Below are 14,222 nucleotides of genomic sequence, written 5' to 3'. Positions count from 1 at the left end.
TTAATGAGATGTACAATATATTAATCCTCTCAACTGATATGTTAAAAATATGGCTATCGAGCTGCGTCACCTGCGCTATTTCATTGCTGTCGCTGAGGAGCTGCATTTTGGCCGCGCGGCGCGGCGCCTCAATATTTCTCAGCCGCCGCTCAGCCAGCAGATCCAGCAGCTGGAGCAGAGCATTCAGGCCCGACTGCTGGTGCGCACCAATCGCAGCGTACAGCTGACGCCGGCCGGTGCCGCTTTTCTGCAGGATGCGCGCGCTATTCTGCTGCAGGTAAACCAGAGCGCTGACCGGGCGGCACGCATTCATCAGGGGCAGCAGGGCGAACTGCGCATCGGTTTTACCTCATCAGCCCCGTTTACCGGACTGGTTTCCGATGCGCTGTTTCGTTTTCGCCAGCGCTGGCCGGAAGTGCATATTCATATGCAGGAGCACAACACCCGCCAGCAGCTGACGCCGCTGCTTGATGGCCAGCTCGATCTGGGTGTGATGCGCAATACGCCGCTGCCGGCAGATCTGCATTACCAGCTGCTGCTGCGGGAGCCGTTATATGCGGTGATGCACCGCGATCATCCGCTGGCGCAGCACCGCAGCCTCTCCGTTCGCGCCCTGACCGGGGAGCCGTTTATCTTCTTTGACGCGCAGAGCGGTACGGCGCTCTACGGTGACATTCTGGCCCTGCTGCATCGCTATCACGTCAGCCCGGTTATCACGCAGGAGGCGGGTGAGGCGATGACGATTCTGGGACTGGTAGCGACCGGGCTGGGGATCTCGGTATTGCCCGCTGCGTTTGCCCGGGCGCGGCTCGCCGATCTGATCTGGATCCCGCTGGAGGAGAGCGATGCGCGCTCGGAAGTGTGGCTGGTCTGGTCAGCGCTGCGGGAACCCACCGCCCAGATGCGCAACATGCAGGCGCTGATGCTGGAAAACGCTGAAATCTGACGCAATCAGGGCAGACGGAGCCGAACAATCTGTGCGACCAGTCACATTTCCAGCCAAATAGTTAACGCTCTCCGGCAAAGTGCCTCACCATAGCGAATGTTTATTTAGAAGCGCGAAAATATCCGGGAGCAGGGTGTGAATCGGGAGAGTCAGCCTGGTCATATTGACCACATCAAACAGACTAACGCAGGCGTAGTCTACCGTCTGATTGACCAGCATGGGCCGATATCACGTATTGAACTCTCCAGGCGGGCGCAGCTGGCACCCGCCAGCATTACTAAAATTGTACGCGAAATGCTGGATGCGCATCTGGTGCAGGAAACGGAGTTTCAGGAGCCGGGCAGCCGCGGTCGTCCGGCGATTGGTCTCGTGCTCGATACCCTGGCGTGGCACTATCTGGCGATACGTATTCAGCCCGGCGCAATCACGCTGACGCTGCGCGATTTAAGCAGCCGCGCACTGGAAGAGGATCGACTGCCGCTGCCCGTGACGTCTGACGTGCCGCTGCTGCAGACGCTGCAGACGCTGGTGGATGCGTTCTTTATCCGGCATCAGCAGCGGCTGGAGCGTCTGACAGCTATCGCTATCACCACCCCGGGGCTTATCAACGCCGCCTCCGGCGTGGTTCATCGCATGCCGGGCTATGATGTAGAGGATATGCCGCTGGGCGAAACGCTGGCGCAGCGTTCCGGCCTGCCGGTGTTTGTGCAGCATGACATCTCAGCGTGGACGCTGGCAGAGGCGCAGTCTGGCGCATCGCGCGGCGCGCAGGATGTTATTCAGATTGTTATTGATGAGACCGTAGGCGCAGGGGTCATCAGTGGCGGTCAGCTGCTGCATAAAAGCGGCCGTGCGCTGGTGGAGATAGGGCATACCCAGATCGATCCCTGGGGCCAGCAGTGCTATTGCGGTAATCACGGCTGCCTGGAGACCGTGGCCAGCACTTCCAGTCTGCTGCAGCTGGCGCAGCAGCGGCTGGCGCTACAGCCTGACAGCCCGCTGCATCAGCAGCCGCTGACGCTGGAAAACCTCTGCCGCGCTGCGCAGCAGGGTGACCGGCTGGCGCACGATGCGATTGCCGGCGTGGGGCATCACGTCGGGCGTATGCTGGCGATGATGGTGAATATTTTCAACCCGCAAAAAATTCTTATCGGTTCGCCACTCAATCAGGCGGCAGACGTACTTTTCCCCGCCATAAACAGCACTATCCGGCAGCAGGCGCTGCCCGCTTACAGCCGCGATCTGGAGCTGGTGCCTGCGTTAATGAGCGATCCCGGTACGCTGGGGGCGGCAGCGCTGATCAAAGATGCCCTCTATAACGGTCATCTGCTGATTAAACTGCTGCAGGGATAACTACAGCCCACCTTAAGTTTGCGCTAACGCAAGCATCCGGCGGCGTCAATTACCTACACTGCCTTCTTCGCAGGCTATCCATGCTGCTTACTGGAAGGAGTGGAACAGGTGAAAACGCTATTTGTCACAGGTACCGATACCGGAGCAGGAAAAACAGTGGTTGCATGCGCGCTGCTGCAATTGCTGGCACAGGCAAACATCTGCGCCGCAGGTTTTAAACCTGTGGCAAAAGAGGCGCGCGCCACGCCGGAAGGATTACGCAACCGCGATGCAGAACTGCTGCAGCAGGCGTCAGGGCTGACGCTCAGCTATCCGGCGGTTAATCCGGTTATTCTGACCGATGACGCGTCCGGACCGGGGGCACGGCAGCATATCGATTACGCGCTGCTGGATCGTCATCTGGCCGATCTGCAGGCGCAGGCGGGATATGTGATCGTGGAGGGCACAGGCGGCTGGCGCAGCCTGATAAACGATCGGCAGCCGCTCGCCAGCTGGGTACAGCAGCAGCAGCTGCCGATCGTGCTGGTCGTGGGGATAAAAACGGGGTGTATTAATCATGCGCTGCTGACAGCGGAGGCGATTGCGCACGATGGCCTGACGCTGGCAGGCTGGGTCGCAAACCGCATCAATCCGGGCCTGGCTCACTATGCGGATATTGTCAGCGTGCTGCGCGACCGGCTTGCCGCGCCGCTGCTGGGAGAGCTGCCTTATCTGCCGCGCGCTGAGCAGCGCGATCTCACGCGCTATATCGATCCGGAGGCGTTAACCGGGCCGGCGTTTTCCTTTACCAGGGCACAACCCGCAGCCGGCTGACCCGCAGCTGTCAGCCTGTCAGAACACGATTAACGAGCCACGCGTGCGCCGCTTCCGGCGCACGCAGCGTTCAGGGGTTCAGACGGCGGCGGGTCCGGCCAGAACTGAGATAATCCGCAATGTAATCCTGCGAAATTTCGCCGCTGTAGCGCCCATCTTCATCGACAATCGGCATCCAGACGGTATTGTGCTCATACAGCTTTGACAGCACCACGCGCAGGTTCTCTTCAGCTTTACCGGTGACGCGAAAGTGGTGCAGCAGCTCTCCGCACTGGCCGGCAGCGCCGCGCGCTTCGCGCCGCTTCACAAATCCGAGCGGCCTGCCATCCTCATCGACAACCGTAACGGAACGCATATCGTTGTCATCCATGGTGGCAAAGGCCTCTGTAAGCGGCGTGCTGCGGCGTACGGTAATGGTGGGCTGCTGGTCAGTGACGTCGCCCGCCTGTACCAGCAGCAGGCGCTTAAGGGTGCGATCCTGACCAACGAAGGATCCGACAAAGTCATTAGCAGGTTTTGCCAGCAGCTCATCCGGGCTGGCGCACTGCACAATTTTTCCCTGACCAAACACCGCAATGCGATCGCCGAGCTTCAGCGCTTCATCAATATCGTGGCTGACCAGCATGACCGTTTTTTTCAGCTGTCGCTGCATCTCCAGAAACTCGTTCTGGATTACTTCGCGGTTTATCGGATCGACGGCGCCAAACGGCTCATCCATCAGCAATACCGGTGGATCGGCGGCCAGGGCGCGGATAACGCCAATACGCTGCTGCTGACCACCGGACATTTCACGCGGATAGCGATGCAAAAATTTAGTCGGGTCCAGCGCCACCATGCTCATCAGCTCCGTAGCCCGTTCGCGGCAGCGCTTTTTATCCCAGCCCAGCATACGCGGCACCACCGTAATATTCTCCTCAATCGTCATGTTCGGAAACAGGCCAATCTGCTGGATCACATAGCCGATATTGCGGCGCAGCGTTACCGTATCCTGGCCGCTGGTATCCTCTCCGTTGATATAAATCCGGCCGCCGCTGGCCGGTATCAGCCGGTTAATCATCTTCAGCGTGGTGGTTTTGCCGCAGCCGGAAGGGCCGAGCAGCACGCACATTTCGCCTGCCGGTACCTCCAGGCTGACGTTATCAACCGCATTGAAGGCTGCGCCGCTCTTCTGGGTAAAGGTTTTCGTCAGGTTTTCCAGTTTAATCATTAGCGAATCCCCCTCGGGGTCAGTGCCAGCTGCAGCCGGTGCAGCAGCCAGTCAAGAAAGATAGCCAGCAGACATATCATCAGCGCGCCGGCAATAAGCATGCGTACATCGCTACCGCCGATGCCATCCAGCAGCTGCAGTCCGAGACCGCCTGCACCGATAACGGCGGCGATCGCCATAACGCCGACGTTCATCACCACCGCCGTGCGGATGCCGCCGAAAATCACCGGCAGCGCCATCGGGATCTCTACCCAGCGCAGCCGCTGCCAGAAAGTCATACCGATGCCGCGTCCCGCTTCGCGCAGTCCGGAGGGCAGGTTTTCCAGCGCCGTATGGGTGTTCCGCACAATAGGCAGCAGCGAATAGAGAAACACTGCCGTGATGGCGGGCAGGGCGCCGATGCCCTGGCCGATCTGCGAAAACAACGGGATCATCAGCCCGAACAGCGCAATGGTGGGGATAGTCAGTACAATAGTGGCGACGCCCAGCACCGGTGTCGCCAGCCACTTAAAGCGGACAATTAAAATGCCCAGCGGTACGCCAGCCAGGATGGCAAAACCAACCGCCACCAGCACCAGCCAGGTGTGCTGCCAGGTCAGGCCGAGCAGCATCTGCCAGTTATCAGTGATGTAATAGAGGGTATCCATGGTGTCTCCTTACAGCATGTTGCGGGTCTGGAGGAAATCGCGTGCAACCTGAGCGGGTGACTGATGATCGATATCCACCCGCTTGTTCATTTCTGAAATAGCGTCATCAGTAATCAATGCTGACAGCTGATTCAGCGCTTTCTCCAGGCCCGGATGTGCAGCGAGCACCTCTTTACGTACCACTGGCGTGACGTTGTAACTGGGGAAGAAGTGCTTATCATCTTTCAATACCAGCAGGTCAAAGCCTTTGACACGGCCATCGGTGGTATAGATCAGGCCGGCGTCCACAAACCCGTCACGGACCGCGTTATAGACCAGGCCGGGATCCATCTGACGGATTTGCGGGCGATCGAGCGGTAGTTGATAAACTTTTTGCAGCGGCTTCAGGCCATCGGAGCGACCAGCAAACTCCAGGTCGAGTCCCAGCCGCCAGTTATGCTCCGGATCGCTGGCGCGCACCTGCTCCATTTTGCTGACCAGCTGCGACAGGGTGGTGATACCCTCCTGCTCTGCGCGACGTCGCTGCATGGCGAAAGCGTAAGTGTTGTTCATCGGTGCCGGTTCAAGCCAGACCAGGCCCAGTTTCGCATCCAGCTTTTTTACTGTTTCCCACGCCTGTTCAGGAGACATAGGCTTACTGATGTGGTTAAAAATAATGAGCGAGGTGCCGGTATATTCCCATGTCATATCGATCTGTTTGTTGATCATGGCATTACGGCTGATGGTGGTTGCAATATTGGTCTTAGGGACGATCGTAAACCCGTTTTTCTGCAGCCATAAAACGGACAGGGCAGACAAAATATGCTGTTCAGTAAAGCTTTTGGTTGAGAGCGTAATGGGCGCAGCCGCCAGCGCTGACTGATTAAGCAGTAGCGCAGCGCTCAGGGCCAGCACAGCGCCGCGCAGCCGGTTGAAAAACAGCCTGGTGGGGGTCATCAAAACGTGCTCCATGAGTTAAGTTGCAGCGTGTGGCGAAAGAATGCGGCCCAGCGCGGCCAGCAGCATGTCCAGGATCAGGGCAATCAGCGCGGTAGCGGCCGCACCCAGAATCAGCGTCGGGAAATCGTTCAGATAGATCCCGGGGAAAATCAGCTCGCCATAGCTGCTGGCGCCTATCAAAAAGGCCAGCGGCGCGGTGCCGACGTTAATTGCGGTGGCGATGCGCACGCCAGCTAATATCACCGGCAGCGCGTCCGGCAGCTCAACCTGGCGCAGCCGCTGCAGGCGGGTCATGCCAATGCCTTTAGCCGCCTCGGTCAGCGCAGGTGGAACCGCGCACAGGCCGGCATAGGTATTGCGCACAATGGGCAGCAGCGAAGCAAGAAACAGCGCAATCAGCGCCGGTCGCTCACCGATGCCCACCACGACCATAGCCAGCGCCAGCACGGCCAGAGGCGGGAGGGTATTGCCGACGTTGAAGATCTGCATAACATATTCAGCCTGACGTCGCGCAAAAGGACGGCTCAGCACAATCCCGGCAGGGATCCCCACCAGCAGGGCGCAGAGCATGGACCAGAAAACCAGCCAGAGATGCTGCTGGCCAAGATAGATCAGATCGGTCTGGCGGGCGCGCAGCGTATCCGGACCAATGCCCCAGATCAGAAGCGCAACGAGTAGCGTAAGAGTGAGAAGAGCCAATCCGGTGCGCCGGATCAGCGATGCGTGAGGCATAACCGTTTTCTCCCTGAATAAACAGAACTATCAGCTATGATTGCTCTGCTGAGCGGCAGGATAAGAGGCCGCGTTCGATAGCAAAATTTTATGGTTAAGGTGCGGGTTGCCTGCGTTAATTCGGCATAAATTCACAGATAATTAACCTGACGGCTAAAAGTCTATAGCAATCTCTGATCGGCAACGCCAGCATTTAACGCAAAAAACAGCTGACAGTGAGGGGTCAAAACCGCCTGCAGCCCGCACCGGGTGCGGGATGGTATGACAATAAAAAAAATTCATCGAAAAAGGTTACCCTGTCACATAAGCACGGGCTGTGTGGCGGGATAAGAGAGAGTAAAACGGGATAAGGAGCGTTATGTCAGAGCACGCTGAAGTTTTGCGCAGCCATCGTCCATGGATTTTGTTTGCCTGTATGCTGGCTATGTTTATGGCCGCAATTGAGGTGACGATTGTGGCGACGGCGATGCCTACGATCATTGCCGATCTGGGCGGCTTCGCGCAGTTTGGCTGGGTATTTTCTATTTATCTCCTGACGCAGGCGGTGAGCGTGCCGCTTTATGGCCGTTTAGCCGATATATGGGGACGTAAGCGGCTCTTTTTTGTCGGGGTATCGCTGTTTTTGTTTGGCTCAGTGCTGTGCGGCTTTGCTCATACCATGACATGGCTCATTCTGTTTCGCGCCTTTCAGGGGCTGGGAGCGGGTGCCATTATGCCGCTGACCACTACCATTGTGGCGGATATCTACTCCCCGCGTGAACGCGCCACCGTTCAGGGCTGGCTCTCCAGCGTCTGGGGCGTGGCGGCAATTATCGGACCGCTTAGCGGTGCGTGGCTGGTGCAGCACTTTAGCTGGGCGGTGATCTTTTGGGTCAACGTGCCGATAGGGCTGATCTCTATGCTGCTGCTGGCGCGTTTCCTGCCCGCCCGCCCGGTCTCCGCAGCGGGTGCGCTGAATATTACCGGCAGCTGCTGGCTGATGATCAGCGTCACTGCGCTGCTGGTGGCGCTGCTGCAGGCGGAAGCGCTCGGCTACTGGCTGCTGCCGTTTCTGCTGCTGGCAGGCGTGGCAGGCTGGCGTCTCAAACGGCACGAACAGCAGACGGCGGCACCGCTTTTCCCGCTTGCGCTGTGGCGCAGCCGTCTGATTGTGGCAGGCAACGCCGGTAATCTGATTATCGGCGCCACCATGATGGGCATCAGCGCGTTTCTGCCCACCTGGATCCAGGGGATCACCGGCGGTACGCCGCTGCAGGCGGGCAGCGCGCTGGCGATGATGTCAATTGGCTGGCCGATTGCCAGTACGCTCAGCGGTCGCCTGATGCTCGTGACCTCTTATCGCTTCACCGCTCAGCTTGGCGCACTGTTACTGATCGCCGGCAGCGCGCTGCTGCTGCTGCTCCACGCGGAAAGTTCCGTGCTGCAGGCGGGCTTTACGGCCTTTGTTATCGGCACCGGCATGGGCATGACCAGCACCACGTTTCTGGTTTCCGTGCAGAACCATGCGCAGTATGAGATCCGCGGTATCTGTACCGCCTCTATTATGTTCAGCCGGATGCTGGGTTCAGCGCTGGGCACCGCACTAATGGGGGCGGTTTTAAACATCAATCTGGCGCAGCGACTGCCGCAGGCGGAGGATCCGATGCAAAAAATCATGTCGCCGGAAAGCCGGGAGGCGCTGCCGGTTGCAGAACTGCAGCTCTGGACGACCCAGATTGCCGCATCGCTGCACTGGGTATTTATCGTGGCCTTGCTGATCGCGCTGCTGACGGTGTGGATCGCCTGGCTGATGCCGCGTCAGCGACCGGAGATGGAATAGAAGATAAGAAGCGGGGCAGCGGCGGCTGCCCCGGTTGCAGGTTACTGCGCTGACATATCCTGAGAGCTGCCGGCGCTGTCGGGGGCGCTGCCCTCTGCGTCCCGCATATTCTTTTTATAAACAATTTTTTGCGTATCATTTTCACAGTGGCCGACCACCTGACCGTCCGCCTGATCGGCCTGATCGTTTGGCACGATATCCAGCGTAAAATCTGACTCCGCCACGCCATTACTGACAATTTTTTTACTGATATCGGCGCGAACGCTGTCGCAGGAGGCCTGAGCCATCAGCGGCAGCGTCATCACACCCAGCAGCAGTACCAGAGAACCCTTTTTCATCGCAAACTCCTTGTTGACTGTCTCTCTGAACACTATAGCAGCAGCGCCGCGTTACGGCGCGACCGGACGACCGGTGCGGCGATCGAGGCAGCGCAGGGTATTCTCTTCCCAGTAAGCGTTGACGTTATAGCTCTTGTCGCAGGCGTCGCGGGTATCAAACGCGCGGTCCGCTTTGTCGAACTCTTTCTCTGTCCGGGTATTAATCTTGCTGCGCAGATTACGCGTATCGTTCCACTGCTCTTTACTCTGGCGGGCGGCTTCATTGCTGGCCGCGCTATTGCCATCTTCCACGATCAGGCGATCGGTACGGGCAGCGGCAAAGGGAGCGCTCAGCAGCACGCTGGCCGTCAGCAGCGCCGTAAACAGAACGGAAGCATAGTTTTTCATGATGTTGTCCTTTAGTCAGACCCGGTCAGCCGTGCGAGGCTGTTGCCGTAACAGCGGCTAGTATATCATCCTGCTTTTGCTGCTCACCAGCGGTGTGCAGCGCGTTGAGGGAACAGAGAGCAGAGTTATGCTGATCAAGACCGCACTATTATTTTTCATTACGGCTGTCGCAGAGATTGCGGGCTGTTTCTTGCCCTGGCTCTGGCTGCGTAAAGGGATGAGCGCCTGGCTGCTGTTGCCGGCTGCGGCGAGTCTGGCGCTATTTGTCTGGCTGCTCACGCTGCATCCGGCGGCGAGCGGGCGGGTTTACGCGGCGTATGGTGGTGTCTATGTGTTTACGGCGCTGATCTGGCTGCGCGTGGTGGATGGGGTACGGCTGAGCGCATGGGACTGGGCGGGCGCGCTGATAGCGCTGTGCGGGATGCTGATTATTGTCACCGGCTGGGGAAAAGCGTAACAGCGTCACCCGGTGCTATCAGGTGACGTTGTCACACACGATTACGCGTCTTTATGCACTTTCAGACCGGCGGTGGTCTGGCTGACCGGCATAATCTCCAGCGTGTTGATATTGACGTGCGCTGGCAGCGTGGTTACCCAGTAAACGGCCTCGGTAACATCCTCTGCCGTCAGCGCCGTTGTACCTTCATACACCGCGCCGGCGCGATCGTCATCGCCTTTAAAGCGCACGTTGGAAAATTCCGTTCCGCCTACCAGACCCGGCTCGATATCGGTCACGCGCAGCGCGGTGCCGTGGAGATCGGTACGCAGATTCAGGCTGAACTGGCGCACAAACGCTTTGGTTGCGCCATAGACGTTGCCGCCCGCATAGGGCCAGCTGCCGGCAATGGAACCGATATTGACGATATGCCCGACGTTGCGCTCTACCATGGCAGGCAGCAGCGCCCGGGTCATGAAAACCAGGCCTTTGGTATTGGTGTCGATCATATTCTCCCAGTCATCGACGCTGGCTTTATGGGCTGGCTCAGTGCCCAGCGCCAGGCCGGCGTTGTTGACCAGTACATCAATGTTGCGCCACTCTGCCGGCAGCGCAGCGATGACCTCCTCGATAACGGCACGATTACGCACATCGAGCTGAACGGTATAGAGGTTTTCACCCAGCTCATCCTTCAGCGCCTGCAGCCGTTCGGCGCGCCGCCCGCTGGCGATCACTTTATGGCCTGTGGCAATGAAGCGACGGGTAATACTTTCACCAAACCCCGCAGTAGCACCGGTAACAAAAATAATCATCTCACTGTTCCTTAACTGTTTTCAGGTAGTCCGCGTTTAACCATATCACCATCATTCTTCGCCTGCTGAAAAAAAGCGGCTGGCAAACTCTCTGTCGCCGGCATGCGTTAACAGGGTGCAGGCGTGCACCGCGCTGATGCATCATGGTGCAGCGTGAGCGGTCGCCAGCAGATCTTAACGCCGGTGCAGATGCACGTAATCGTTTGCGCATCCGGTTGCCTCTCTTTTAGTCTAACCTTATGATTTAGCAGGTAAATAACCCTGAACTGGCACGACTTTTGCACTCTCATTTTATCTTACTGAGAGGATGAGTTATGAATGCTGACAACGAGACGCTGCTGCGCGCCAGTTTTTTTGATTTTACCCGCACGGTAGATCAGCCTGAGGCGCTGAGTGACGCCGCACGCTATCTCGCTGATGGTCTGCTCACGCTGCGTGCAGGAAAAATTGTCAGCCTGGAGAGCTGGAGCAGCGCGGCGCCACGGGTGGATAGCCGGCGGGTCACGGACCTGCGCGGCAAGCTGATTGTGCCGGGGTTTATCGATACCCATATTCACTATCCGCAGACGGAAATGATGGGCGCGTTTGGCGAACAGCTGCTGACCTGGCTGAATAACTATACCTTTCCGGTTGAGCAGCAGTATCACTGTGCAACCCATGCGGCAAAGATGTCCGATTTTTTCCTGCAGCAGCTGCTGGCTAACGGTACCACTACCGCGCTGGTGTTTGGCACGGTGCATCCGCAGTCGGTTGACGCGCTCTTCAGCGCGGCGGAGCGGCTCAGCATGCGGCTCATTGCCGGTAAAGTGATGATGGACCGCAACGCGCCGGACTACCTGACTGAAACCCCCGAAACGAGCTATCAGCAGACGCGGGCGCTGATAGAACGCTGGCACCGGCGCGGCCGTATTGGCTATGCGCTGACGCCACGCTTTGCGCCGACCTCTTCGCCACAGCTGCTGGAACGGGTGCGTCAGCTGCGGAGAGAGTTTCCCGATACCTGGCTGCACACGCACCTGAGTGAAAATCCGCAGGAGGTGGCGTGGGTCAGAGAGCTTTTTCCCGAGCGCAACGGCTATCTCGATGTCTATCACCACTATCAGCTCACCGGCGCACGCAGCGTATTTGCCCACTGCCTGCATCTGCAGGACCATGAGTGGCAGTGCCTGCACGACACCGGTTCAGCCATCGCATTTTGCCCTACTTCAAATCTGTTTCTTGGCAGCGGGCTGTTTGATCTCAAACGCTGCTGGCAGGAGAACGTGCGCATGGGGATCGGCACCGACGTTGGCGCTGGTACCACCTTCAACCTGCTGCAGACGCTGGGCGAGGCGTATAAAGTCGGGCAACTGCAGCACTATAAGCTGACCGCCTGCGAAGCGCTTTATCGCGCCACGCTGGGCGGGGCGCAGGCGCTGGATCTCGACGATAAAATTGGCAGCTTTACGCCCGGCAAAGAGGCGGATTTTGTGGTGCTGGATCCGGCCGTATCGCCGCTGCAGCAGCTGCGTCATGGCAACAGTAAAGATATCTTCGAGCAGCTGTTTGTTCTGATGACGCTGGGTGACGATCGCAACATTGCGCAGACCTGGGTAAATGGCCAGCCGGTGTGGCAAAAAGAGAGGGCGGGCAGCACGCCGGGTTGTTGCCCGCACACCGGCGTGCCAGGATAAAGGCTCTCTGCCGCAGGCTATTGCGGCGTTGCTGATTATCAGGAGCGATAATGAACCGAGCCGCCAATCCCTTTTTTAGCGCCAGCACGCTGCCGTATCAGGCGCCGCCGTTCGATCAGATAAGCGAAGACGATTTTCTGCCGGCGCTGGAAGCAGGCATCGAAGAGAAGCGCCGCGAAGTCGCCGCGATTATCGCAAACCCTGCGCCACCGGACTTTGCTAATACGTTTGAAGCGCTGGAGCGCAGCGGCCTCTTACTGAGCCGGGTGTGGCAGGTCTTTTCAGCCATGACGGCAGCGAATACGTCGCCACGCCTGCAGGAGGTGGAAGAGATCATTACGCCCGCCCTGGCGGCGCTGCACGATGAGATCTACCTCAATAGCGCGCTCTTCGCCCGGCTGGAGGCGGTCTGGCAGCAGCGCAGCATCGCCTGCCCGGACGCAGAGGCGGTGCGGCTGACGGAGGTTACCCGGCAGGCGTTTCAGCTGGCCGGAGCCAGCCTGAGTGATGATGAAAAACAGCGGCTGCGCGACATCAATCAGGAGCTGGCAGGCCTCAGCACCCGCTTTGGTAACCGTCTGCTGGCGGCGACGCAGTCAGCCGCTTATACCGTCAGCAGCCCGGAGGCGCTGGCGGGACTCGACGATGCAGCGCTGGAGCAGGCGCGTGCCGCTGCGGCCGCACGTGGTCTGGATAATCAGTGGCTGATCCCGCTGCAAAACACCACGCAGCAGCCAGCGCTGAGCCGGTTAACCATCCGCGCCACGCGGGAAGCGCTGTTTGAGCAGGCGCTGAAGCGCTGTGAGCGTAACGATGTTAACGATACGCGGCCGCTGGTTTCGCGTATGGCGCAGCTGCGGGCGGAGCAGGCGGCGCTGCTGGGCTATAGCAGCTATGCGGCGTGGAACCTGCAGGATCAGATGGCGAAAACGCCGGAGGCCGCGCTGGACTTTATGCGCAATATTGTGCCGGCAGCCTGCCAGCGCGCCGGGCGCGAGGCCGCAGAAATAGAACAGCTGATGGCTGAGCAGCAGCAGAGATTTGACCTGCGCGCCTGGGACTGGAATTTTTACGCAGAGCAGGTGCGCCAGGCGAAATATGACTTTGATGAAGACGCTATTCGCCCCTGGTTCGCGCTGGATAGCGTGCTGGAGCGCGGCGCGTTCTGGGCCGCCACGCAGCTTTACGGTATTCGGTTCAGCCAGCGCCACGATCTGCCGGTCTATCATCCGGATGTGTGCGTCTATGAGATTTTCGACGCCGATGAGACGCCGCTGGCGCTGTTTTATACCGACTTTTTCGCTCGTGATAATAAAAGCGGCGGGGCATGGATGGGCAACTTTGTTGACCAGTCTGCGCTGCTGGATCAGAAACCGGTGATCTACAACGTCTGCAACTATACCAAACCGCAGCCTGGCCAGCCGGCGCTGCTGAGCTGGGATGATGTTATCACGCTGTTCCACGAATTTGGTCATGCGCTGCACGGCCTGTTTGCCAGCCAGCGCTACGCCAGCCTCTCCGGTACGGCCACGCCGCGCGATTTTGTGGAGTTTCCGTCGCAGATTAACGAACACTGGGCCAGTCATGAGGCGGTGTTCGCCAGCTATGCGCGCCACTGGGAAACCGGGGAGCCGATGCCCGCTGCGCTGCGCGAAAAAATGGTACAGGCCGCTACCTTTAATAAAGGTTATGACATGACCGAACTGCTGGCCGCGGCGCTGCTGGATCTGCAGTGGCACTCCCTCTCCGCGCACGATAAGCCACAGGATGTGGAACATTTTGAACGGCAGGCGCTGCAGGCAGAAAACATTGCGCTGGCAGCGGTGCCGCCGCGCTATCGCTCCAGCTATTTTCGTCACATCTGGGGAGGAGGATATGCGGCAGGCTACTACGCCTATATCTGGACGCAGATGCTGGCTGACGATGGTTATCAGGCGTTCACTGAACAGGGTGGCCTGACGCGGGAGAACGGGCAGCGCTTCCGGGATCTGGTCTTGTCACGCGGAAACAGCAGCGATCTGCAGCACGTCTGGCTGAGCTGGCGCGGTAAAGCGCCAGCGCCAGAGCCGATGCTGCGCCATCGCGGATTAAGCGCAGAGTAGGGCAGAAGCGGTGGCGCG

Annotated in this window: 14 protein-coding genes; 7 read left to right on the top strand and 7 right to left on the bottom strand. The window is 58.9% G+C overall.

The genetic code is table 11. The features are described from left to right. The first annotated feature begins 49 nt into the window (after positions 1-49). From B4056_RS14655 to bioD, 3 genes are all read left to right on the top strand, one after another. A complete protein-coding gene (locus tag B4056_RS14655) occupies positions 50-946 on the top strand; it encodes a LysR family transcriptional regulator (protein ID WP_039384400.1) in 897 nt (298 codons plus the stop codon). A 135-nt stretch (positions 947-1,081) separates the two neighbouring features. Further along, positions 1,082-2,299 (top strand): sugar metabolism global transcriptional regulator Mlc, encoded by a 1,218-nt coding sequence (gene mlc, locus B4056_RS14650; protein ID WP_094110910.1) that lies wholly within the window; start codon positions 1,082-1,084, stop codon positions 2,297-2,299. 108 nt (positions 2,300-2,407) lie between these two features. Further along, positions 2,408-3,112, top strand: a complete 705-nt coding sequence (bioD, locus tag B4056_RS14645) for a dethiobiotin synthase (RefSeq protein WP_288655128.1) — start codon at positions 2,408-2,410, stop codon at positions 3,110-3,112. A gap of 70 nt (positions 3,113-3,182) precedes the next feature. Here bioD and osmV read toward each other — a convergent pair whose 3' ends face one another. Genes osmV through B4056_RS14625 form a run of 4 tightly spaced genes read right to left on the bottom strand, consistent with a single transcriptional unit; the run spans position 3,183 to position 6,637 of the window. Beyond that, positions 3,183-4,319, bottom strand: a complete 1,137-nt coding sequence (gene osmV, locus B4056_RS14640) for an osmoprotectant ABC transporter ATP-binding protein OsmV (protein ID WP_113655202.1) — start codon at positions 4,317-4,319, stop codon at positions 3,183-3,185. Next, positions 4,319-4,966, bottom strand: coding sequence for an osmoprotectant ABC transporter permease OsmW (gene osmW / locus B4056_RS14635; protein WP_039384394.1), 648 nt, complete (start codon positions 4,964-4,966; stop codon positions 4,319-4,321). The genes osmV and osmW overlap by 1 nt, the downstream gene beginning before the upstream one ends. Positions 4,967-4,975: 9 nt before the next feature. Next, a complete protein-coding gene (locus B4056_RS14630) occupies positions 4,976-5,902 on the bottom strand; it encodes a glycine betaine ABC transporter substrate-binding protein (RefSeq protein ID WP_094110908.1) in 927 nt (308 codons plus the stop codon). Positions 5,903-5,920: 18 nt separating this feature from the next. Then, a complete protein-coding gene (locus B4056_RS14625; RefSeq protein ID WP_071668829.1) occupies positions 5,921-6,637 on the bottom strand; it encodes an ABC transporter permease in 717 nt (238 codons plus the stop codon). 358 nt (positions 6,638-6,995) lie between these two features. Between B4056_RS14625 and B4056_RS14620 the strand changes: the two genes are divergently transcribed. Next, on the top strand, positions 6,996-8,456 hold the full coding sequence (locus B4056_RS14620; protein WP_104084981.1) for an MDR family MFS transporter: 1,461 nt from the start codon (positions 6,996-6,998) through the stop codon (positions 8,454-8,456). A gap of 41 nt (positions 8,457-8,497) precedes the next feature. Here B4056_RS14620 and B4056_RS14615 read toward each other — a convergent pair whose 3' ends face one another. Together B4056_RS14615 and B4056_RS14610 are read right to left on the bottom strand one after the other, a co-directional pair. Further along, positions 8,498-8,794: a DUF1161 domain-containing protein gene (locus B4056_RS14615; protein ID WP_150034391.1), complete on the bottom strand. Its 297-nt coding sequence runs from the start codon at positions 8,792-8,794 to the stop codon at positions 8,498-8,500. A 51-nt stretch (positions 8,795-8,845) separates the two neighbouring features. Further along, complete coding sequence (locus tag B4056_RS14610; RefSeq protein WP_039384383.1) at positions 8,846-9,181, bottom strand: DUF1283 family protein; 336 nt, start codon at positions 9,179-9,181, stop codon at positions 8,846-8,848. Positions 9,182-9,311: 130 nt separating this feature from the next. Here B4056_RS14610 and B4056_RS14605 point away from each other — a divergent pair, with 130 nt between their 5' ends. Further along, positions 9,312-9,638: a YnfA family protein gene (locus B4056_RS14605; RefSeq protein WP_039385939.1), complete on the top strand. Its 327-nt coding sequence runs from the start codon at positions 9,312-9,314 to the stop codon at positions 9,636-9,638. Between the two features lie 41 nt (positions 9,639-9,679). Here B4056_RS14605 and ydfG read toward each other — a convergent pair whose 3' ends face one another. Continuing rightward, positions 9,680-10,429 (bottom strand): bifunctional NADP-dependent 3-hydroxy acid dehydrogenase/3-hydroxypropionate dehydrogenase YdfG, encoded by a 750-nt coding sequence (gene ydfG / locus B4056_RS14600; RefSeq protein WP_039384381.1) that lies wholly within the window; start codon positions 10,427-10,429, stop codon positions 9,680-9,682. A 314-nt stretch (positions 10,430-10,743) separates the two neighbouring features. On the opposite strand from ydfG, the gene guaD reads away from it, so the two are divergent. Then, positions 10,744-12,102, top strand: a complete 1,359-nt coding sequence (gene guaD / locus B4056_RS14595) for a guanine deaminase (protein WP_113655203.1) — start codon at positions 10,744-10,746, stop codon at positions 12,100-12,102. Positions 12,103-12,152: 50 nt separating this feature from the next. Beyond that, entirely contained in the window at positions 12,153-14,204 is a 2,052-nt protein-coding gene (dcp, locus tag B4056_RS14590; RefSeq protein WP_288655121.1) for a peptidyl-dipeptidase Dcp, read from the top strand. Positions 14,205-14,222: the final 18 nt, after the last annotated feature.

The sequence above is a fragment of the Pantoea sp. UBA7232 genome (assembly GCF_002473195.1).
GTDB lineage: Bacteria > Pseudomonadota > Gammaproteobacteria > Enterobacterales > Enterobacteriaceae > Pantoea > Pantoea eucrina.
This window is presented reverse-complemented; position numbering and strand designations above follow the sequence as displayed.

Coding starts and splice junctions, on each gene's coding strand:
- B4056_RS14655 (WP_039384400.1), top strand. CDS start 50: ATGGCTATCGAGCTGCGTCACCTGCGCTATTTCATTGCTGTCGCTGAG.
- osmV (WP_113655202.1), bottom strand. CDS start 4,319: ATGATTAAACTGGAAAACCTGACGAAAACCTTTACCCAGAAGAGCGGC.
- osmW (WP_039384394.1), bottom strand. CDS start 4,966: ATGGATACCCTCTATTACATCACTGATAACTGGCAGATGCTGCTCGGC.
- B4056_RS14630 (WP_094110908.1), bottom strand. CDS start 5,902: ATGACCCCCACCAGGCTGTTTTTCAACCGGCTGCGCGGCGCTGTGCTG.
- B4056_RS14625 (WP_071668829.1), bottom strand. CDS start 6,637: ATGCCTCACGCATCGCTGATCCGGCGCACCGGATTGGCTCTTCTCACT.
- B4056_RS14620 (WP_104084981.1), top strand. CDS start 6,996: ATGTCAGAGCACGCTGAAGTTTTGCGCAGCCATCGTCCATGGATTTTG.
- B4056_RS14615 (WP_150034391.1), bottom strand. CDS start 8,794: ATGAAAAAGGGTTCTCTGGTACTGCTGCTGGGTGTGATGACGCTGCCG.
- B4056_RS14610 (WP_039384383.1), bottom strand. CDS start 9,181: ATGAAAAACTATGCTTCCGTTCTGTTTACGGCGCTGCTGACGGCCAGC.
- ydfG (WP_039384381.1), bottom strand. CDS start 10,429: ATGATTATTTTTGTTACCGGTGCTACTGCGGGGTTTGGTGAAAGTATT.
- guaD (WP_113655203.1), top strand. CDS start 10,744: ATGAATGCTGACAACGAGACGCTGCTGCGCGCCAGTTTTTTTGATTTT.
- dcp (WP_288655121.1), top strand. CDS start 12,153: ATGAACCGAGCCGCCAATCCCTTTTTTAGCGCCAGCACGCTGCCGTAT.